This is a genomic window from Enterobacter cloacae complex sp. I1M, assembly GCF_014982425.1.
Classification (GTDB): Bacteria; Pseudomonadota; Gammaproteobacteria; order Enterobacterales; family Enterobacteriaceae; genus Enterobacter; species Enterobacter intestinihominis.
In genome coordinates, this window is record NZ_JADCLG010000012.1 from 63,988 (window position 1) to 82,426 (window position 18,439).

At 54.9% G+C, this 18,439-nt stretch carries 19 protein-coding genes; 9 read left to right on the forward strand and 10 right to left on the reverse strand.

Annotated features, from left to right (window positions below; translation table 11 throughout):
* Positions 1-59: 59 nt before the first annotated feature.
* Both fucO and rhaM read left to right on the forward strand, forming a co-directional pair.
* The gene (gene fucO / locus INF86_RS07655) at positions 60-1,208 is read left to right on the forward strand and encodes a lactaldehyde reductase (protein WP_048965901.1); all 1,149 of its coding nucleotides are present in this window, start codon (positions 60-62) and stop codon (positions 1,206-1,208) included.
* A complete protein-coding gene (rhaM, locus tag INF86_RS07660) occupies positions 1,205-1,519 on the forward strand; it encodes an L-rhamnose mutarotase (RefSeq protein ID WP_022649824.1) in 315 nt (104 codons plus the stop codon). Before fucO ends, rhaM begins: the two co-directional genes overlap by 4 nt.
* 31 nt (positions 1,520-1,550) lie before the next feature.
* On the opposite strand, the gene INF86_RS07665 is transcribed toward rhaM, so the two are convergent.
* From INF86_RS07665 to INF86_RS07690, 6 genes are all read right to left on the reverse strand, one after another.
* Complete coding sequence (locus INF86_RS07665; RefSeq protein ID WP_022649825.1) at positions 1,551-2,255, reverse strand: molecular chaperone; 705 nt, start codon at positions 2,253-2,255, stop codon at positions 1,551-1,553.
* Entirely contained in the window at positions 2,252-3,556 is a 1,305-nt protein-coding gene (locus tag INF86_RS07670; protein ID WP_193543397.1) for a fimbrial protein, read from the reverse strand. Before INF86_RS07670 ends, INF86_RS07665 begins: the two co-directional genes overlap by 4 nt.
* 19 nt (positions 3,557-3,575) lie before the next feature.
* Positions 3,576-6,098 carry a fimbria/pilus outer membrane usher protein gene (locus INF86_RS07675; RefSeq protein WP_051979836.1) on the reverse strand — a complete coding sequence of 841 codons (2,523 nt, stop codon included), beginning with the start codon at positions 6,096-6,098 and terminating at the stop codon, positions 3,576-3,578.
* 35 nt (positions 6,099-6,133) lie between these two features.
* The gene (locus INF86_RS07680) at positions 6,134-6,862 is read right to left on the reverse strand and encodes a molecular chaperone (protein ID WP_022649828.1); all 729 of its coding nucleotides are present in this window, start codon (positions 6,860-6,862) and stop codon (positions 6,134-6,136) included.
* Between the two features lie 59 nt (positions 6,863-6,921).
* Complete coding sequence (locus INF86_RS07685; protein WP_022649829.1) at positions 6,922-7,461, reverse strand: fimbrial protein; 540 nt, start codon at positions 7,459-7,461, stop codon at positions 6,922-6,924.
* A 464-nt stretch (positions 7,462-7,925) separates the two neighbouring features.
* Entirely contained in the window at positions 7,926-8,474 is a 549-nt protein-coding gene (locus tag INF86_RS07690) for a helix-turn-helix domain-containing protein (RefSeq protein ID WP_022649830.1), read from the reverse strand.
* 103 nt (positions 8,475-8,577) lie between these two features.
* On the opposite strand from INF86_RS07690, the gene INF86_RS07695 reads away from it, so the two are divergent.
* A complete protein-coding gene (locus INF86_RS07695; protein WP_193543398.1) occupies positions 8,578-9,237 on the forward strand; it encodes an AzlC family ABC transporter permease in 660 nt (219 codons plus the stop codon).
* The gene (locus INF86_RS07700) at positions 9,237-9,560 is read left to right on the forward strand and encodes an AzlD domain-containing protein (protein ID WP_022649832.1); all 324 of its coding nucleotides are present in this window, start codon (positions 9,237-9,239) and stop codon (positions 9,558-9,560) included. The genes INF86_RS07695 and INF86_RS07700 overlap by 1 nt, the downstream gene beginning before the upstream one ends.
* A 40-nt stretch (positions 9,561-9,600) precedes the next feature.
* Here INF86_RS07700 and INF86_RS07705 read toward each other — a convergent pair whose 3' ends face one another.
* Together INF86_RS07705 and fdhD are read right to left on the reverse strand one after the other, a co-directional pair.
* Positions 9,601-9,813, reverse strand: coding sequence for a DUF1471 domain-containing protein (locus INF86_RS07705; RefSeq protein WP_003861966.1), 213 nt, complete (start codon positions 9,811-9,813; stop codon positions 9,601-9,603).
* Between the two features lie 114 nt (positions 9,814-9,927).
* Positions 9,928-10,764 (reverse strand): formate dehydrogenase accessory sulfurtransferase FdhD, encoded by an 837-nt coding sequence (gene fdhD / locus INF86_RS07710; protein ID WP_193543399.1) that lies wholly within the window; start codon positions 10,762-10,764, stop codon positions 9,928-9,930.
* Between the two features lie 371 nt (positions 10,765-11,135).
* On the opposite strand from fdhD, the gene fdnG reads away from it, so the two are divergent.
* The 4 genes from fdnG to fdhE are packed head-to-tail and all read left to right on the forward strand — an operon-like array spanning position 11,136 to position 16,659.
* The gene (gene fdnG / locus INF86_RS07715) at positions 11,136-14,186 is read left to right on the forward strand and encodes a formate dehydrogenase-N subunit alpha (protein ID WP_087878250.1); all 3,051 of its coding nucleotides are present in this window, start codon (positions 11,136-11,138) and stop codon (positions 14,184-14,186) included.
* Positions 14,187-14,198: 12 nt separating this feature from the next.
* Complete coding sequence (gene fdxH, locus INF86_RS07720; protein ID WP_003861960.1) at positions 14,199-15,101, forward strand: formate dehydrogenase subunit beta; 903 nt, start codon at positions 14,199-14,201, stop codon at positions 15,099-15,101.
* Positions 15,098-15,733, forward strand: a complete 636-nt coding sequence (fdoI, locus tag INF86_RS07725; protein ID WP_006808711.1) for a formate dehydrogenase cytochrome b556 subunit — start codon at positions 15,098-15,100, stop codon at positions 15,731-15,733. Before fdxH ends, fdoI begins: the two co-directional genes overlap by 4 nt.
* Complete coding sequence (gene fdhE / locus INF86_RS07730) at positions 15,730-16,659, forward strand: formate dehydrogenase accessory protein FdhE (protein ID WP_022649835.1); 930 nt, start codon at positions 15,730-15,732, stop codon at positions 16,657-16,659. Before fdoI ends, fdhE begins: the two co-directional genes overlap by 4 nt.
* A 39-nt stretch (positions 16,660-16,698) precedes the next feature.
* Here fdhE and INF86_RS07735 read toward each other — a convergent pair whose 3' ends face one another.
* Positions 16,699-17,070, reverse strand: a complete 372-nt coding sequence (locus INF86_RS07735) for a type II toxin-antitoxin system VapC family toxin (RefSeq protein WP_080298797.1) — start codon at positions 17,068-17,070, stop codon at positions 16,699-16,701.
* A 2-nt stretch (positions 17,071-17,072) separates the two neighbouring features.
* The gene (locus tag INF86_RS07740) at positions 17,073-17,315 is read right to left on the reverse strand and encodes a ribbon-helix-helix protein, CopG family (protein ID WP_023298920.1); all 243 of its coding nucleotides are present in this window, start codon (positions 17,313-17,315) and stop codon (positions 17,073-17,075) included.
* A gap of 199 nt (positions 17,316-17,514) precedes the next feature.
* On the opposite strand from INF86_RS07740, the gene INF86_RS07745 reads away from it, so the two are divergent.
* Complete coding sequence (locus tag INF86_RS07745; protein ID WP_154051969.1) at positions 17,515-18,435, forward strand: alpha/beta hydrolase; 921 nt, start codon at positions 17,515-17,517, stop codon at positions 18,433-18,435.
* Positions 18,436-18,439: the final 4 nt, after the last annotated feature.

Consider the following 18,439-nt stretch of genomic DNA (forward strand, 5'->3'; position numbering starts at 1 on the left):
GGGAGAGGGTTAGGGTGAGGGGAACGGATTACCTCAAAAGCATATTAAGGAGAATTATCATGAGCTTTATGTTGGCACTCCCCAAAATCAGCCTGCACGGCGCGGGCGCGATCGGCGATATGGTCAATCTGGTGGCAAACAAACAGTGGGGAAAAGCGCTGATTGTCACCGACGGCCAGTTGGTGAAGCTGGGCCTGCTCGACAGTTTGTTTTCCGCCCTGGACGCCCATCAGATGTCGTATCACCTGTTCGATGAGGTCTTCCCAAACCCAACGGAAGCGCTGGTGCAAAAAGGCTATGCGGCATATCAGGATGCGGAGTGTGATTACCTGATTGCCTTTGGCGGCGGCAGCCCGATTGATACCGCCAAGGCAATCAAAATCCTCACCGCCAACCCCGGTCCGTCAACCGATTATTCCGGCGTCGGCAAGGTGAAAAACGCGGGCGTGCCGCTGGTGGCGATCAACACCACCGCAGGCACGGCAGCGGAGATGACCAGCAACGCGGTGATCATCGACGCCGCGCGTCAGGTGAAAGAGGTGATCATCGACCCGAACATCATCCCGGATATCGCCGTGGACGATGCCAGCGTGATGCTCGATATTCCGGCCTCCGTAACCGCCGCAACCGGCATGGACGCGCTAACCCACGCCATTGAAGCTTACGTGTCCGTAGGTGCACACCCGCTGACCGATGCCAACGCGCTGGAAGCCATTCGTCTGATCAACCTCTGGCTGCCGAAAGCGGTCGACGACGGTCACAACCTGGAAGCGCGCGAGCAGATGGCTTTTGGGCAGTATCTGGCGGGCATGGCGTTTAACAGCGCCGGGCTGGGGCTGGTGCATGCTCTGGCGCACCAGCCGGGCGCGACGCACAACCTGCCGCACGGCGTCTGCAACGCCATCCTGCTGCCGATCATCGAAAACTTTAACCGCCCGAACGCGGTCGCCCGATTCGCCCGTGTGGCACAGGCGATGGGCGTTGACACGCGCAGCATGAGCGACGAAGCGGCCAGCATGTCCGCCATTCAGGCGATTCGCGATCTAAGTGCCCGCGTCGGCATTCCGTCCGGATTTAGCCAGCTCGGCGTCACCAAAGCCGATATTGAAGGCTGGCTGGATAAAGCGCTCGCTGACCCGTGCGCGCCGTGCAACCCACGTACCGCCAGCCGCGATGAGGTCCGCGAGCTGTACCTGGAGGCATTATGATCCGCAAAGCGTTTGTGATGCAGGTAAACCCGGATGCGCACGAGGAGTATGCGCGCCGCCACAACCCGATCTGGCCTGAGCTGGAAGCGGTACTGAAAGCCCACGGCGCGCACCACTACGCCATTTACCTCGACAAAGCCCGCAACCTGCTGTTTGCGACAGTGGAGATTGAATCGGAGGAGCGCTGGAACGCGGTGGCAAACACCGACGTCTGCCAGCGCTGGTGGAAACATATGGCTGACGTTATGCCGTCTAACCCGGACAACAGCCCGGTGAGTGCGGAGCTGAACGAGGTGTTTTACCTGGACTGAGCCATGGCCCGGCATATTGTGTCGGGTCGCGTTATTTAACCGGCCAGTTATAAACAGCGCTATTACCGTTGTCGTCGATTAACTCCCCCTGCACCTGCCCGGAGAAGGGGGCATTGGCGGCAAAGGCGTAGCGCTTCTCCCCGAAGGGGGCAACCATCATGTCGGGTAGTTGTGTCACCGGATACAGCTTTTCGCCTGCCTTAAAGTTAATGCCCGCAAAAGAGACAAAGTAAGGCGAATCATTATGACAAACCAGCACAGAACCCTCGCGATGAAAGGTTAATCGCGCCCACGCGCTTTCTGGATTGTTGAGCGACGCCGGACGCCAGAATATTTTCATCTGTGTATTCATCGTCAGCACCATGCTTTGTTGTTGTGTGGCAACACTTCCGGTAGGCGGGATTTCATAGATGTTCAGCCAGAATGCCGATTCCCGGTCAGTGGGCATACGCGCTTTGTTGTGCATGATACGTAGCCCTTGTACGCCCTTAGGCTCCAGACGAAACAACGGCGGCACCGCAACAAACGGCGTTTTAACACTTCCCGGTTCGCGATTGATATCGCCATCATCCACCCAGGTTTGCACGACTACCGGCCACGGATTGGTATTCACCAGCATCAGACTCTGTTGCGCTTCGCCTTCATGAAAAATCACACGCGTTGCGGAGGCAATAATGCCCGCTGCGCAGGGCCAGGACACAAGCATCCATAGCAATAACAGAGAAATACGCATCATTGCACTTTCACCCAAACATACGCCCTGGCATCTACCTTACCGGCAGCGATCGCCTCGTCAGGTAAACGCACCAGTGAAGCATTAAAGTTAATCAGGTAGTCCTGGGTATTCCCTGATCCTACAATTCGGGTTGCCCCTACATTGACGGGATACCAGCCACCGCTATTGCCCGTTGCGCAACTGGTGGTCGTACAGCGATCCCAACCGAGGAACTGGCGAACTATACCGTCGCTGGCATTAGCAATCTGTATCCCCACTCCCCTTGCCATACCGGTTTGTCCGTAATTCTCGGAAAGGAGATGGCTCACCCCGCCGCTGCTGTTTACCAGCCCAAGAGTTTGCGCGGCGAGAAAGCTTTCGTAAGGCACCTGTAACCCCAGCGCCGTCTGGTTTTGCGCCACACCGCCGACGGCTGTATTTTCACAACGAACCGTCACGCTGAAATTGGCTTGCGCCGCTTTGCCGCTTTCCAGCTCAGTTCGCGTAACAGAAGGGAACACGACCACAGGCGTGACGTTTTTCGCCACGCACGTAGCGATGGTGGTCAGCGTTGAGACAGGTGCCGTTCCCATGTTTAACGCCATCCAGTTATCGTAACCCCACCCGGTGTAACTGGTTGCCGAGTCTCCGGAATCACAGTAAGCATCGTTATTTTTACTGCCCGGCGAACAAAAACTGACGTAGCCATTGGGCTGATTACAGCTATAGCTGCCGCTACTCACCGGAGCGCCACACCAGGTTCCAGCTCCCGTGTTGGTGGGAACATCTGCGCTGAGACGAATCGCCTCGGCGCGAATGGGGCTAAAATCCTTGACCCGAATATAAATTTTTTTGCCATCGTCTGAGACCGCGTAACGGGTCATCGGTATCCGTTGATAATTTCGGGTAAACACAGTGCCTGAGTTAAGGTGCGTTAAACGCACCCCGACTTTTTTAAATAAGGTGCCGTAAACATTCGGATTACCGCTTGCCTGCCCCATATCCCAGTAACCGCCGTAACGGTCATCTCCGTTAGTGGCAATGATTTCGAAGATGTTATTTTTATCGCTAATATCGCAGACCCACAAAATATTATCGGGGCTGCTATAGAGCGGATTATCAGAGAAGCGCACCACGCTACTAGCCAAAACTGTACCTTCCGGCTGAACGTCAATGCTGCTGACATTGATACGCCCCAGCGCAAGCCCTGTCCCCATTGCGTCCTCTTCGGTGTGCTCGAATTTTGGCCCTTTTTCGCACTGGGCAAACGCCGCCACGCTCATCAGGCAAAATGCCGCGACGACAAAACGTAGTCTGTTCATGATTTCCTCCCTGGTGGGCTTAACGGCAAGGCAACGTTAATACCCGTAACGGTTCCGACGGCTGCGTATTTTGCCAGGCTATTCGACAGCTTTCCTGCTGGGCCTCCCCCCACTTAATCCGCAATATGCCTTTCTCGTCGCTGGCGCGAAAATAAAGCTGACTCGCCTGCCCCATCATGCCAATGCTGTTGTCATACTCATCGTAAACGGCGGCCCCCATCGGGATAACCTCACCTTTCAGCCTCTGCGCAGTGATCAACATGGCCTGTCCCTGAAGCGTGGTGTAGCGCAGGCGAACCATCGCCCCGGCGAATGGCGCAACACGCTGAACCGATGTCTGGAGTTCCACATCGTCGGCCATGTCTTGCGGGTCCAGGCTGACAGTATTGAACTGATAAGGCACCAACGATGGTGCAAGCGCATAGCCAAACGCGTTCACCTGTGCCCCTTGCCCGCCGGATATCCGTGCGCCATCCGCACCGGGTGCTTCAATCAATGCGAAGGTGTCACCAAGATACGGTCCCGGCGTGATACCTCCACGATGCAATACCAGTGCCCCCTGTAACGATGCCGACGCCTGCCAGTAATCGCTGGAGGAAGACCACGACGCGCCGCCGCTGGCCCAAGGGAAATTCTTCTGAAAATTTGCTCCCCAGACGGACTGCTCCCCGCGATCGTTTGTGGCGTAGTTGAGGCTGTAGCTCAGCGGATCGCGCTCACCCATCACCCCGCTAAGCGTCGACTGATAATCTCCGCCGTCATCATCACTATGGTTAGCGCTAATCGAAAGCATTGGCGAGTAGCGACTCTGCCCAAGCGGAATAGAAAACGATAATGACCACAGCGTTTGCGTTTTTGCCTGCCAGGCGTCGCTCCAGTCGACGGCGTTCCCCATGCCGTTTTGTGAAGATGGGGTGATTCGTCGGGTGCGCGCCGCCGTAAGGTTCACCGATATGCCGTAGGCAAATGCCTTACTCCAGCTGGCCTGAAGCTGCTTATCGCGGCTTTTCTGGTCGCGATAGTCCTGTGAAGAGAAGGAAAGATTAATATTACCCAACCAGTCCAGCGCCTGGCTGGCCGAAAGCTCAACCCTGGAGCGCTGCCGCCAGGTGGAGGATTGCCACTCCTCATTATGCGCAGCGCGTGAACCGAGCACATCGTACAGCTCAGCATAGCCGCCTGTAGAGTAGCGGTAGCCCGCCAACGCAACCGACGTCCCCGTCTGTGGAAAATGTTTACTGTAGTTGAGCCTGGACATCCAGCCGGTTTGGTAATCGTCGCTGTTCAGCCGTGCGCGCGAGAAAGTGCTGTCCATCCCCCATGCGCCCAGCGTGGAACTGTAAACGCCGCCGAGCATAAACGCCTGATAGCCGTTTGCCAGTTGATTGCCCGCATTGATAGTGAGCGCATTCGTTACCCCGTGCTGCCAGACAATTTCACTGAATTCGTCATTGTTGCCCACGTCCCGCACGCGCCCCACTGTCGCACTGTATTCCGAAAACCCCGCGCGCATGGATTCCGCCAGCGCGGAAAAGGGTACGTTAAACGTACTTTCATTCCCATCCGCTTCCGTGACAATGACGTTCAGATCACCTGCGTAATTAGTGGGATAAAGATCGTCAATCGCAAACGCACCGGGCGCGACCGTGGTTTCATAGAGCGTGTTGTTGCCCTGGCGAATGGTCACTTTGGCGTTGGTTCGCGCAATCCCACGCACCACTGGCGCGTAGCCGCGCTGAGATTCCGGACGCATTCGGGTATCGGAGGTGAGCTGCACGCCGCGAAAGCTGATCCCGGAAAAAAATCTGCCGTCGGTGTAGCCTTCGCCAATCATCATTTCACTGCGCAGCGGCACAATCGCTCGCTGGACATAGCGCCGCGTTGTTGTCCAATGGCTGCCCAGATCGCTGTCATAGTTGAGCGCAGACTGCTGACGATAGCGCCACAGTCCCAGATTTAACCCGCCATTCAGGTTCAGGTAAGTGGAGTCTGTCGTGCCACCGCCATCCTGCTTTTGCGTGACGTGGTACTGGTTAGCCATGTAGTTGAGAAAGAGCATACTTTCTCCGGACTCCAGGCTCTCTTCACGTATTCCTCCTCGCGGCAGTTTATCCAGCAGGGTTTGTGGTACCGAAAAATCAACACGCATTTGCGACATCACGCTGCTCACCGTGATGCCGGAAAAAAGCGCATTGTCCGGACGATAGCAGCCTTCTCCAGGCTCTTCCGGCAACGATTTCAGCCCAATCTTTTTTAAGGTACCCCAGCTAAAACACGGCATTACGCGATGTTCCACGGCTGTAAATACGATGTCATCCCTCGCGGCCAGCGTACCGTTAACATATAGATCCAGTGTATAACTGCCGGGCTTGATCATTGAATCCTGGTTTAACTGTTCAATATCAACCTTATTCAGGCCAGACCCGCGAAGTAGCGACGCGTCAAAGACATACGCTTCTTGCGCTTGCACGAAAGAGGCGCTGATTAACGTCAGCGTCGAGACAAACAGACAACACCGGGGATACGCGCGATGTCGGAGCATAAAACCCTCCCTGCCCACTCTTTCCATGTCGACTTCTAGCGAGGCAGCGTGAAGGTGTGGCTCACCGCCGTGCCATAATCATTCATGGCGTAAACCGTGACAGATGTGGCCACCGGATCGGTTAAAACCCAGCGTGTGTCGCCAAATGGTGGAATCATCACCGATTGGCCAACCGCCGTAGATTTCTCACCTCGGGTTAACAGCGCGTTGCGCAGTGAAATATGCCATGGCGTAGGGTTTTGTAACGTCAGCATATTTCCTTTACGCTGCACCTGAAGTTGCGTCAGAGCCTGACTGGCGTCGCCGCGCAGACCGGGCGGGCGATAAAATACTTTGAGCCGGCTTTTTACAATCAATGCCAGGCGATTCTGTGCAAGATCGGACGATTTAATGGCGGGATATTGCAAATAATTAAACCAGAACACGGACTCGCGATCCTGTGGGAGCTGTTGGGTCTGCCCTGTAAATTTTAGCCGCAGCGCATGACCATTCAGCGCATTAATCCGAAATATTTGTGGCGTGACGATAAAAGGTGCATCCGCTGTGTCTGGCGTTGAGTCTGGGTTATTTTTATCCAGCCACACCTGCACCAGCATCGGTGTATCACCATTGTTAGAAAATTCTACAACCTTATCTTTTGCATCGGCAGAATAAATTATTCTATTACCTTTAAGAATAACACTGGAAGATGCTATGTTCGATATAAAAATAGAAGACAAAAATGCCATTACAGCAATAAAACAGCATTTATTAGTGTACAGCATATACACCTCCCTAATTAATAGGGAATAAATGGCGCTACGTTAAGTAGCGCCTAAAAGAGTTACAAATAGGTAATTGCGAACTGTGCTTGCGCTTCTACTGCTCCGGCCGTAGCCCCGCCAGCAGAAGAGTAGTAACGTGCAGCCATATCAAAGGAGACAGAGTCTGGACCGCTCGTTCCACCTACCGTCTGCATAGACGTTTTTGCTATGCCGCTGGTGAAGTCCAGCTCGGTCGTGCCTTCAAGTAGCTGAATAGCAACGTTCGTCGCCGGGCTTGCCGCCGCGATATTTTTTAGGTTGTTACCGTCCAGATAATTACTGACAAAACGTACGCCTGCCGAAGATGACGACGTCGCAGTAACATCGCAGCCGCTCAACGTCACAGTGAAAGGCGTTTGCCCTGCGCTGGACCCCGCGGCCGTCAGCTCGCTTTTACTGACGGCAGGCAACAGGACAACCGGATAAGAATCGGTGCCATTAATTTTTATGGTACAGGTTTGATCGGTAACTTCTCCTAAAAAACGTACGGTATTATTTGCATAGACAGCGCCACTTACTCCGACAGATACAATAAATGCTACCAGCACTCTTTTTTTCATTTTTATTGTCTCCTTTTCATGCCCTTATCGTTATAAGAGCCAATGCGCGAATAATGATTATTCCTTAGAACAAACATACCCCTATAAAAATTATGTGTAAATGTATTTCAGAGGTTAACAAATCATAAAAATAAGCAGCCCTGCGAAAAAAAAGGTAATCACACATAAATTCTATGAATAACAAAAATAGGTTAACAGGATAAAGTATCGCCATTAAACGTGACGTCTCCCACCTAACCCAATGAATTCTCGCATAAACGAACAATTAGTCTTTCATATTCATCTATAATCCAAATGATTAAATATTCTAAAAACTGTATTAAACTTAAATTAAAGTACAAAGAACAATTCACGCCATAAATGATTTAATGGTCGAATATATTTAATATGGATATTTTGTTTTATGATCTTAGTCTCATTTTATCGCCCCGCTGTCGTCTTACCGGCAGCGGGTTTGCCGCTGTTTAGCTTTGTTCCGCCACCAGCAGCGCGTGCGTATCTGGCTCCAGCGCCTTAAAGATATGCGGCTGGTCAGCAGGGTAGCAAATGTAATCTCCCGGGCCGAGCTCTTCTGCCGCGTCGATCAGGCCGACCATCGCCCGCCCCTGGGTCACGATAATATGCTCAACCGACCCTGGCGGATGCGGCTGGGAAATACGGTCTGCCCCCGGCTGAGTCAGCAGCAGGTAGATATCACGACGCGCCCCCGGCGGACACGCCGCGAGCAAAATCGCCTCGTAGTTCGCCTGCCCGGCGACAACTTTTGTGCCCTCGCCGCGGCGGATCACCTGCGTGACGGGCTGCTGTGGCTCCAGTAATCGGGCAAACGGAATATCCAGCGCCACGCAAAGCGACCAGAGCGTTTCCAGGCTAGGGTTGCCGTTGCCAGACTCCAGTTGTGAAAGCGTGGATTTGGCGATCCCGGCACGGCGGGCGATCTCCGCCAGCGAAAGTCCGGTTCGCAGGCGTTCTCGCACCAGGCTTCTGGCGATTACGCTGATTGGCTGCGTCATAATAACGGCCTCATTCTCTCTATAACGAACGAATCGTTCGCCTTGTAAAACGTTTTTGATGCGTTCATTATAATGGAAATACGTTCGATATGGCTAAAATGGTATGAAGAATCACCTCTCTTGCCTGAAAGGCGACACGATAAAAGCGATCGTCCTGGTCTGCCTAGCGGTGGGCGTGGTCGGCATGTCTTATGGCTCACTGGCGATGGCCTACGGTTTCCCGCTGTGGGTGCCATTTGTCCTCTCCCTCACGGTGCTGGCAGGCGCATCCGAGTTTATGTTTATCGGCATCGTGGCGAGCGGCGGCAATCCGCTGGCGGCGGCCGCTGCGGGTTTACTGGTAAACGCGCGCCATGTGCCGTTCGGCGTGACGGTGCGTGACCTGGTGGGCAAGCGCGGCCTGAGCTTACTGGGCTGTCATATCATGAACGATGAAAGCGTGGTGTTTGGCCTGTCGCAAAAAACCGCCGAGCAGCGTAAAGCGGCCTACTGGCTGTGCGGGTTAGGCGTGGCAATCATCTGGCCGCTGGGCGCGGTGCTGGGGGCGATGGTCGGCAAGCTACTGCCAGACCCGGAAACCATCGGGCTGGACGCGGTGTTCCCGGCGATCCTGCTGGCGTTAGTGGTGCCGGCATTTAAAAACCGTACCACGCTGATCCGCGCCTGTAGCGGCGCGTTGTTGTCGCTGGCAGCCGTGCCGTTCGCACCGGTGGGCCTGCCGGTGCTGCTCTCTTTGCTCGGCCTTGCCGCGAGGAAAAAATAATGGAAAACATGACGGTCTTTATTCTCGGCATCGCCATTCTTTCTGCCGGAACCTATCTGATGCGTCTCGGCGGGGCAAAACTCGGCAGCCGGCTGGCGCTTTCTGAACGGTCGCAGGCGCTGCTTTCAGATGCGGCTACCGTTTTGTTGTTCTCCGTCGCGCTGGCGACAACGTTTTATGAAGGGGACCATTTTGCCGGGATGGCGCGCGTGCTGGGGGTGGGGTTCGCGGTGTTTCTGGCCTGGCGCAAAATGCCGTTAATTGTGGTGATCGTCGCGGCGGCGGTGGTGACGGCGCTACTGCGTCTGGCGGGCATAAACTAAAAAAGCGCCCCAGGGGCGCTCTTTCGACGGTACTGCGAAATTATTTGTTCAGTTCAGCGGTCATGTGTACGCGGTTACCGGTGAATGCCTGAGTAATTTTGTAGGATGACGCGCCCGCTTCCTGAGCCTGTGCGGCGATTTTAGCTTCTGCACCGTCCAGCGTAGAGGCGGATGCGGTCACAGTCTGCGCAGCGAAAGAACCGAAAGATGTAGCCAGAGCGATTACTGCGACAAAAGTTTTGATGCTTTTCATGAGATAAACCCTTTCGTTAAGTTGTTTAGATAAGGCACCGTGCCTTGATGAGATAAATACTAGACCTCATCATGAACAACTAAAAGCGGAAGGATTTGCTATACTCATTCAAAATTACTGATTAACAATTAATCGCTGCGGATGGGTGTAAATTGTCGCCCTGCCTGGCTTGCAGAACCCCACCAGCGTCAGGTTGCAGCGCTCCGCCACTTCAACCGCCAGCGTGGTTGCCGCTGACACCGCAAACAAAATTTCCACGCCGCACATGGCGGATTTTTGCACCATCTCGTAGCTGGCGCGGCTGGAAACGAGCGCGGCCCCTTGCTGCCAGACGTTGTTTTCCCGAGCGCGACGGCCCAGCAGCTTATCCAGCGCGACGTGGCGGCCAACATCTTCATGCCCGCCTGCAATGCTCCCCGACGGCAATACCCACGCCGCCGCATGCGTACAACCGCTGAGCTGGCCGATGGGCTGAACGTCATTCAGGTGCACAAGCGCCCGATCAAGATGCGCCAGATTGAACGTCTGGGTGAACGGCAGCGGGATAATGGGTTTGCCGATATCGTTAAGCTGTTCAACACCGCACACGCCGCAGCCGGTACGTCCGGCCAGCGCCCGGCGGCACTCTTTCAGCCCCATAAAGCGGCGGCTGGAGAGTTCGATTTGCACTTCGAGACCGTTACAGGCCGGTACGACGTCCATGCCGTAGATCTCCTGCGGATGCGCAATGATGCCTTCCGAGAGGGAGAAACCGATGGCGAACAGCTCGAGATCTTTCGGCGAGGCCATCATCACCACATGCGAAATCCCGTTGTAAACCAGGGCAACGGGGACCTCTTCCGCCAGAAAATCCGGCGTGGCATGTGAAATGTGAGGCGGTCTGTGTACCGACAGTTCCACAATGCCCGCAGGTAGTGGCGACGCGTGGGTAGCACGGTTTTGTTTAAACACGACGGTATTCCTGAACAACCACGGAAGTGAGCCTGCTATTGCACCACAAACAGCGGACCTTACGCATAGTATGGATCAACTTTTCAGCATCCATTCTCCTACTCAATTCGGAGGGGTGCAACCGGTCATCTGCTACACACCCTTAACATCCGCAGAGAGAAATGTGATTGATATCACACTTTATAATCAATGCCGTGATAATACGTTCACTTTGTTTTAACGCCGTTGGAACAGGCGTACCGACATTGTGGTATTCTGGGCTTATCCCTCGGAGAAATGAGGGATTAACGCAAATTTTTCTCCTTTGCGGTTAATTCTCAACCGCAAAGTAAAACTACATAGCAATGTCGTAATGAACCAAGGAGTGACCCATGCAGGTCAGCAGAAGGCAGTTCTTTAAGATCTGCGCTGGCGGTATGGCAGGCACCACGGCGGCGGCACTGGGCTTTGCGCCCGGCGTAGCGCTGGCGGAAACTCGGCAGTATAAACTGCTGCGCACCCGCGAAACCCGTAACACCTGTACGTACTGCTCCGTCGGCTGTGGGCTGTTAATGTATAGCCTCGGCGACGGTGCGAAAAACGCCAAAGCATCTATTTTCCACATCGAAGGCGATCCGGATCATCCGGTCAACCGTGGTGCGCTGTGTCCGAAAGGGGCCGGTCTGGTAGATTTTATCCACTCTGAAAGCCGCCTGAAGTTTCCTGAGTACCGTGCTCCCGGCTCTGACAAATGGCAACAAATCAGCTGGGAAGAGGCGTTCGATCGCATCGCTAAGCTGATGAAAGAAGACCGCGATGCCAACTTTATTGCGAAGAATGCCGAAGGCACCACCGTTAACCGCTGGCTCTCCACCGGCATGCTGTGTGCTTCAGCGTCCAGTAACGAAACCGGCTATTTAACCCAGAAATTTACGCGCGCACTCGGTATGCTCGCGGTCGACAACCAGGCGCGTGTCTGACACGGACCAACGGTAGCAAGTCTTGCTCCAACATTTGGTCGCGGTGCGATGACCAACCACTGGGTCGACATCAAGAACGCCAACCTTATTGTGGTGATGGGCGGTAACGCCGCTGAAGCGCACCCTGTCGGGTTCCGCTGGGCGATGGAAGCCAAAATCCACAACGGCGCGAAGCTGATTGTGATCGATCCCCGCTTTACGCGTACAGCGTCAGTGGCGGATTTCTACACCCCTATTCGTTCAGGTACTGACATCACTTTCCTGTCAGGCGTATTGCTGTACCTGATGACCAACGAAAAATATAACCGCGAGTACACCGAAGCCTATACCAACGCCAGCCTGATCGTGCGTGAGGATTACCACTTCGAAGATGGCCTGTTCAGCGGTTATGACGCCGAAAAACGCAGGTACGACAAAACCAGCTGGAACTACGAGCTGGACGAAAACGGCTTTGCGAAGCGCGACACCACCCTGCAACACCCGCGCTGCGTGTGGAACCTGCTGAAAGAGCACGTGTCCCGCTATACGCCAGAGGTTGTCGAAAACATCTGTGGGACGCCGAAGGCGGACTTCCTGAAGGTGTGCGAGTTGATTGCGGAAACCAGCGCGAAAGATAAAACCGCGTCGTTCCTGTATGCACTCGGCTGGACGCAGCACTCCATCGGCGCGCAGAACATCCGCACCATGGCGATGGTTCAGTTGCTGCTCGGCAACATGGGGATGGCAGGCGGCGGCGTTAACGCCCTGCGCGGTCACTCCAACATTCAGGGTCTGACCGACCTTGGCCTGCTGTCTCAGAGCCTGACGGGTTACATGAACCTGCCGAGCGAGAAACAGACCGACCTGCAAACCTATCTGACGGCCAGCACGCCAAAACCGCTGCTCGAAGGCCAGGTAAACTACTGGGGCAACTATCCGAAGTTCTTCGTCTCGCTGATGAAAGCTTTCTACGGCGACAAGGCGACGGCGGAAAACAGCTGGGGCTTTGACTGGCTGCCGAAGTGGGACAAAGGGTACGACGTCCTCCAGTACTTCGAAATGATGCACCAGGGCCAGGTCAACGGCTATATCTGCCAGGGCTTTAACCCGGTGGCGTCGTTCCCGAACAAGAACAAGGTTGTCGAGTCTCTGTCGAAACTGAAGTACCTGGTGACAATTGACCCGCTCAATACCGAAACCTCGACGTTCTGGCAGAACCACGGTGAGTCGAACGATGTCGACCCGTCGAAGATTCAGACCGAAGTGTTCCGTCTGCCGTCCACCTGCTTCGCGGAAGAGAACGGCTCTATCGTCAACTCTGGCCGCTGGTTGCAGTGGCACTGGAAAGGCGCGGACGCCCCGGGCATCGCCCTGAACGACGGCGAGATCCTGGCCGGTATCTTCTTACGCCTGCGTAAAATGTACGCGGCTGAAGGCGGCGCAACGCCTGAGCCGGTGCTGAACATGACCTGGAACTATTCGACGCCGGAAAACCCTGCGCCGGAAGAAGTGGCCATGGAGAGCAACGGTAAGGCGCTGGCGGACGTTATCGACCCGGCGACCGGCACCGTGCTGGCGAAGAAAGGCGATCAGCTCAGCACCTTCGCACACCTGCGTGACGACGGTACGACGTCAAGCGGCTGCTGGATCTTTGCCGGTAGCTGGACGCCGAAAGGCAACCAGATGGCCAACCGCGATAACGCCGACCCGTCGGGCCTCGGTAATACGCTGGGCTGGGCATGGGCATGGCCGCTTAACCGCCGCATCCTCTATAACCGTGCCTCTGCTGACCCGCAGGGCAACCCGTGGGATCCGAAGCGTCAGCTACTCAAGTGGGACGGCGCGAAATGGGGCGGCGTGGATATTCCGGACTACAGCACTGCCGCACCAGGCAGCGATGTCGGGCCGTTTATCATGCAGCCTGAAGGGATGGGGCGCCTGTTTGCTATCGATAAGATGGCGGAAGGTCCGTTCCCGGAACATTATGAGCCGTTTGAGACGCCGCTGGGTACTAACCCGCTGCACCCGAACGTGGTCTCTAACCCGGCAGCCCGTATCTTCAAGGGCGATTTTGAAGCGCTGGGTAAAAAGGACAAGTTCCCGTATGTCGGCACCACCTACCGTCTGACCGAACACTTCCACTACTGGACCAAGCACGCGCTGCTTAACGCCATCGCGCAGCCGGAACAGTTTGTGGAGATCGGCGAGAAGCTGGCGGGCAAGCTCGGCATCGCCCATGGCGATACCGTGAAGGTCTCCTCTAACCGCGGCTACATCAAAGCCAAGGCGGTGGTGACCAAGCGTATTCGCACGCTGAACGTTCATGGTCAGCAGGTGGATACCATCGGCATCCCAATTCACTGGGGTTATGAGGGCGTGGCGAAGAAAGGGTTCATTGCGAATACCCTGACGCCGTTCGTCGGTGATGCGAACACGCAGACACCGGAGTTTAAGGCCTTCCTCGTGAACGTGGAAAAGGTGTAACGGAGACGACTTATGGCTTATCAATCTCAAGACATTATCCGTCGTTCCGCGACTAACGGTTTCACGCCCGCGCCTCAGGCGCGGGACCACCAGCAGGAAGTGGCGAAACTTATCGACGTGACCACCTGTATCGGCTGTAAAGCCTGTCAGGTGGCTTGTTCAGAGTGGAACGACATCCGTGACGAAGTGGGTCACAACGTCGGGGTGTACGACAACCCGGCGGACCTGACCGCCAAGTCCTGGACGGTAATGCGTTTCTCGGAAGTGGAACAGAACGACAAACTGGAATGGCTTATCCGCAAAGACGGCTGTATGCACTGTGCGGATCCGGGCTGCCTGAAGGCGTGTCCGTCAGAAGGGGCTATCATTCAGTATGCCAACGGCATCGTCGACTTCCAGTCTGAGCAGTGTATTGGCTGCGGCTACTGCATCGCGGGCTGTCCGTTCGACGTGCCGCGCATGAACCCGGAAGACAACCGCGTCTACAAATGTACGCTGTGCGTTGACCGCGTAAATGTCGGTCAGGAGCCAGCTTGCGTGAAGACCTGCCCAACCGGCGCTATCCACTTTGGCTCTAAAGAGGATATGAAAACGCTGGCGGCAGAGCGCGTGGGCGAGCTGAAAACCCGTGGTTACGATAACGCGGGCCTGTACGATCCGGCCGGGGTTGGCGGTACGCACGTGATGTACGTGCTGCACCACGCCGACAAGCCGAATCTGTACCATGGCCTGCCGGAGAACCCGGAAATCAGCGCCACCGTGAAGTTCTGGAAAGGTATCTGGAAACCGCTGGCCGCGGTCGGTTTTGCGGCCACCTTTGCAGCGAGCATCTTCCACTACGTCGGCGTTGGTCCGAACCGCGCGGAAGAGGAAGACGATAACCTGCATGAAGAGAAAGACGAGGTGCGCAAATGAGAAAACGTGACACCATCGTGCGCTACACCGCGCCGGAACGCATCAACCACTGGGTCACCGCCTTCTGCTTCATGTTGGCGGCGATAAGCGGGCTGGGGTTCTTCTTCCCCTCCTTCAACTGGCTGATGCAGATACTGGGCACGCCGCAGCTGGCGCGCATCCTGCACCCGTTCGTGGGTGTGGTGATGTTTGCCTCGTTTATCATCATGTTTTTCCGCTACTGGCACCATAACCTAATCAATCGGGATGATATCTTTTGGGCGAAGAATATTCGTAAGATCGTCGTCAACGAGGAAGTGGGTGATACCGGGCGTTATAACTTCGGCCAGAAATGCGTATTCTGGGCGGCGATTATCTTCCTGGTCCTGTTGCTGGTGAGCGGCGTGATCATCTGGCGTCCGTACTTTGCGCCTGCTTTCTCAATCCCGGTGATCCGATTTGCGCTGATGCTGCATTCATTTGCCGCAGTGGCGTTAATTGTGGTTATCATGGTGCATATCTACGCCGCCCTTTGGGTGAAAGGCACCATTACCGCGATGGTGGAAGGATGGGTAACCAGTACGTGGGCGAAGAAACATCACCCGCGCTGGTACCGTGAAGTCCGCCAGAAACAGGAAAAGTCATCTGAATGAGTATTCGCATAATCCCGCAAGATGAGCTGGGGTCGAGCGAGAAACGCACGGCGGATTATATTCCGCCGTTGTTGTTCCCCAGACTCAAGAACCTCTACAACCGCCGCGCAGAACGTCTGCGCGAGCTGGCAGAGAACAACCCGCTGGGCGATTTTCTGCGTTTTGCCGCGCTGGTCGCCCATGCGCAGGAAGTGGTGCTATACGACCACCCGCTGCAAATGGATCTGACCGCACGCATCAAAGAAGCCAATGCGCAGGGCAAGCCGCCGCTGGACATTCACGTTCTGCCGCGCGACAAGCACTGGCATAAGCTGCTGCATTCGCTGATTGCCGAGCTGAAGCCCGAAATGAGCGGCACGGCGCTGGCGGTCATTGAGAACCTGGAAAAAGCCTCAGAGCAAGAGCTGGAAGAGATGGCGAGCGCGCTGTTTGCCTCCGACTTCTCGCTGGTGAGCAGCGATAAAGCGCCGTTCATCTGGGCTGCGCTGTCGCTCTACTGGGCGCAAATGGCGAGCCTGATCCCGGGTAAAGCCCGCGCTGAATATGGCGAAGCGCGCCAGTTTTGCCCGGTGTGCGGCTCAATGCCGGTCTCCAGCATGGTACAGATTGGTACGACGCAGGGGCTGCGCTACTTGCACTGCAACCTGTGTGAAACCGAGTGGCACGTGGTGCGCATCAAGTGCAGCAACTGCGAACAGACCCGCGATCTGAACTATTGGTCGCTGGAAAACGAAGACGCGGCGGTGAAAGCCGAAAGCTGCGGCGACTGCGGGACCTACCTGAAGATTCTGTATCAGGAAAAAGACCCGAAAGTCGAAGCGGTAGCCGACGATCTCGCCTCGCTGATCCTGGACGCGAAGATGGAGCAGGAGGGCTTTGCCCGTAGCTCGATCAACCCGTTCCTGTTCCCGGGGGAAGGGGAGTAATCTCCTGTGAGAATGCCGGGCGGCGCACGCTTGCCCGGCCTACAGGTGGTAAGGTGAAACGACCCCAGCAATACCCGAAAAGTCTTTCGTATTGCGCGAAATTAACGGACAGCTTCTGCTCTGAGCAGTAGCCAGAATAATGGCGTCAGGAAGCTTCATCCCGTGCTGTTCGCGAAGTAATACGCTTCTTTCAGCAATTTCCCTTGTTATATCAATAATTTCAAAGGCCCCCATCACGGCTGCCGTTTTTGCTTCTTGACCGTGCCTGCGAGCGCCCACCATTACTTCCATCCATGTGATGAGGCTAATGGCACGATGCGAAGCTGTGCGATCGATCGCATCCGCAGCCTCAACGTGGTTATTAAAAAGATCGATGAGGATATTGGTGTCATACACAGCCATGTGCTCCATCATTACCACTCCTCACGCAGCTTGCGTTCGTACTCAAGCCCATCTTCCTGCTGATTTCCCCACAGGCCAAGCGCTTCGCGGATAACCGATGAATTCTGCTGGTCGAGATACAGTTCTATGGCTTCCCGCAGCAGTTCGGCGCGCGGCCGGTTGCGCAACTGCTTCAGGTTATCCAGTCGTTGAATCACGTCATCAGACAAATCGATCAGTATTCTGCCCATAGTAAGGTCCGCCAAAAGACTCATATATCACCTTAGTATATCATCCACGGTTAATTTTCAGGCAATATATCCATAATTAAGACATGGTTAAAGAACATTGTTAAGGCAGTCACCGATTTTGCGAGCCGCTTTCCAGGACATTTATATCTTCAAATTCCTCTGTTTTCATCTTTCGTAAACCAGGCTATAAAACTGTATATAAATACAGCATGAGGACGTAACCATGGCGCTGGAAAAGGGAATTGATAAGCTTGTACAAGATTTTATTGCAGCAGGGCGGCCTTCCTCGCGAAAGCAGAATATAGATGAACGGAGAGCCGGGTATGTTGCCAGCACAGCTCTGGCCGGGGAGACAGAAACTCGTGTCCAGGTTGAAACGCTTGTTCTTGAGGAGATGACCTTTCGGCTATTTTCGCCTGTCAATGCCCCTGAAACGTTACCTTGTGCCCTCTACTATCATGGCGGTTGTTTTGTCAGCGGTGGGTTTGAAACCCATGATAATCAGCTTCGCCAACTGGCGTTTTACGGTAACTGTCGGGTCATTGCGGTTCAGTCCAGACTCGCACCCGAGCATACCTTCCCCGCTGCGCATGACGATGCAGAGAGAGCGGCAGATCTTGTCTGGCAAAATGCAGAACAATTAGGTGTGGATAAAAACCGGATTACACTTTGTGGAGACAGTGCGGGAGGGCATCTTGCGCTGGTAACGTCATTGCGGCTTAAGGCCAAAGGTCTCTGGGATCCCGCACAGCTCATTCTTATCTACCCCATGCTCGACGCTACGGCCAGTTTTGAAAGCTATACCCTCAATGGCATGGACTACGTAATTACTCGCGATACCCTTTTGAGCGGCTATGAAATGTATCTGGATAGAGCTTACCGTCAGCATCCTGAAGTCAGCCCACTGTGGCGCAACGACTTTAGCGGTCTGCCGAAGGTCCATATTGTTACCGCTGAGTATGATCCGTTACGCGACGAAGGCGAGGCGCTTTATCAGCGCCTCACGGAGCAAGGCGTGAAGTGTACCGCTCAACGATGGCGGGGTGTAATTCACGGCTTCTTCCAGTTGGGTGGAATTAGCCAGTCAGCGCGAGACGTTATGCGAGATATTGCCTGGCGCATTAACCATGCCGGGCGAGAGTGAGAAG

Coding starts and splice junctions, on each gene's coding strand:
- fucO (WP_048965901.1), top strand. CDS start 60: ATGAGCTTTATGTTGGCACTCCCCAAAATCAGCCTGCACGGCGCGGGC.
- rhaM (WP_022649824.1), top strand. CDS start 1,205: ATGATCCGCAAAGCGTTTGTGATGCAGGTAAACCCGGATGCGCACGAG.
- INF86_RS07665 (WP_022649825.1), bottom strand. CDS start 2,255: ATGATGCGTATTTCTCTGTTATTGCTATGGATGCTTGTGTCCTGGCCC.
- INF86_RS07670 (WP_193543397.1), bottom strand. CDS start 3,556: ATGAACAGACTACGTTTTGTCGTCGCGGCATTTTGCCTGATGAGCGTG.
- INF86_RS07675 (WP_051979836.1), bottom strand. CDS start 6,098: ATGCTCCGACATCGCGCGTATCCCCGGTGTTGTCTGTTTGTCTCGACG.
- INF86_RS07680 (WP_022649828.1), bottom strand. CDS start 6,862: ATGCTGTACACTAATAAATGCTGTTTTATTGCTGTAATGGCATTTTTG.
- INF86_RS07685 (WP_022649829.1), bottom strand. CDS start 7,461: ATGAAAAAAAGAGTGCTGGTAGCATTTATTGTATCTGTCGGAGTAAGT.
- INF86_RS07690 (WP_022649830.1), bottom strand. CDS start 8,474: ATGACGCAGCCAATCAGCGTAATCGCCAGAAGCCTGGTGCGAGAACGC.
- INF86_RS07695 (WP_193543398.1), top strand. CDS start 8,578: ATGAAGAATCACCTCTCTTGCCTGAAAGGCGACACGATAAAAGCGATC.
- INF86_RS07700 (WP_022649832.1), top strand. CDS start 9,237: ATGGAAAACATGACGGTCTTTATTCTCGGCATCGCCATTCTTTCTGCC.
- INF86_RS07705 (WP_003861966.1), bottom strand. CDS start 9,813: ATGAAAAGCATCAAAACTTTTGTCGCAGTAATCGCTCTGGCTACATCT.
- fdxH (WP_003861960.1), top strand. CDS start 14,199: ATGGCTTATCAATCTCAAGACATTATCCGTCGTTCCGCGACTAACGGT.
- fdoI (WP_006808711.1), top strand. CDS start 15,098: ATGAGAAAACGTGACACCATCGTGCGCTACACCGCGCCGGAACGCATC.
- fdhE (WP_022649835.1), top strand. CDS start 15,730: ATGAGTATTCGCATAATCCCGCAAGATGAGCTGGGGTCGAGCGAGAAA.
- INF86_RS07735 (WP_080298797.1), bottom strand. CDS start 17,070: ATGGAGCACATGGCTGTGTATGACACCAATATCCTCATCGATCTTTTT.
- INF86_RS07740 (WP_023298920.1), bottom strand. CDS start 17,315: ATGAGTCTTTTGGCGGACCTTACTATGGGCAGAATACTGATCGATTTG.
- INF86_RS07745 (WP_154051969.1), top strand. CDS start 17,515: ATGGCGCTGGAAAAGGGAATTGATAAGCTTGTACAAGATTTTATTGCA.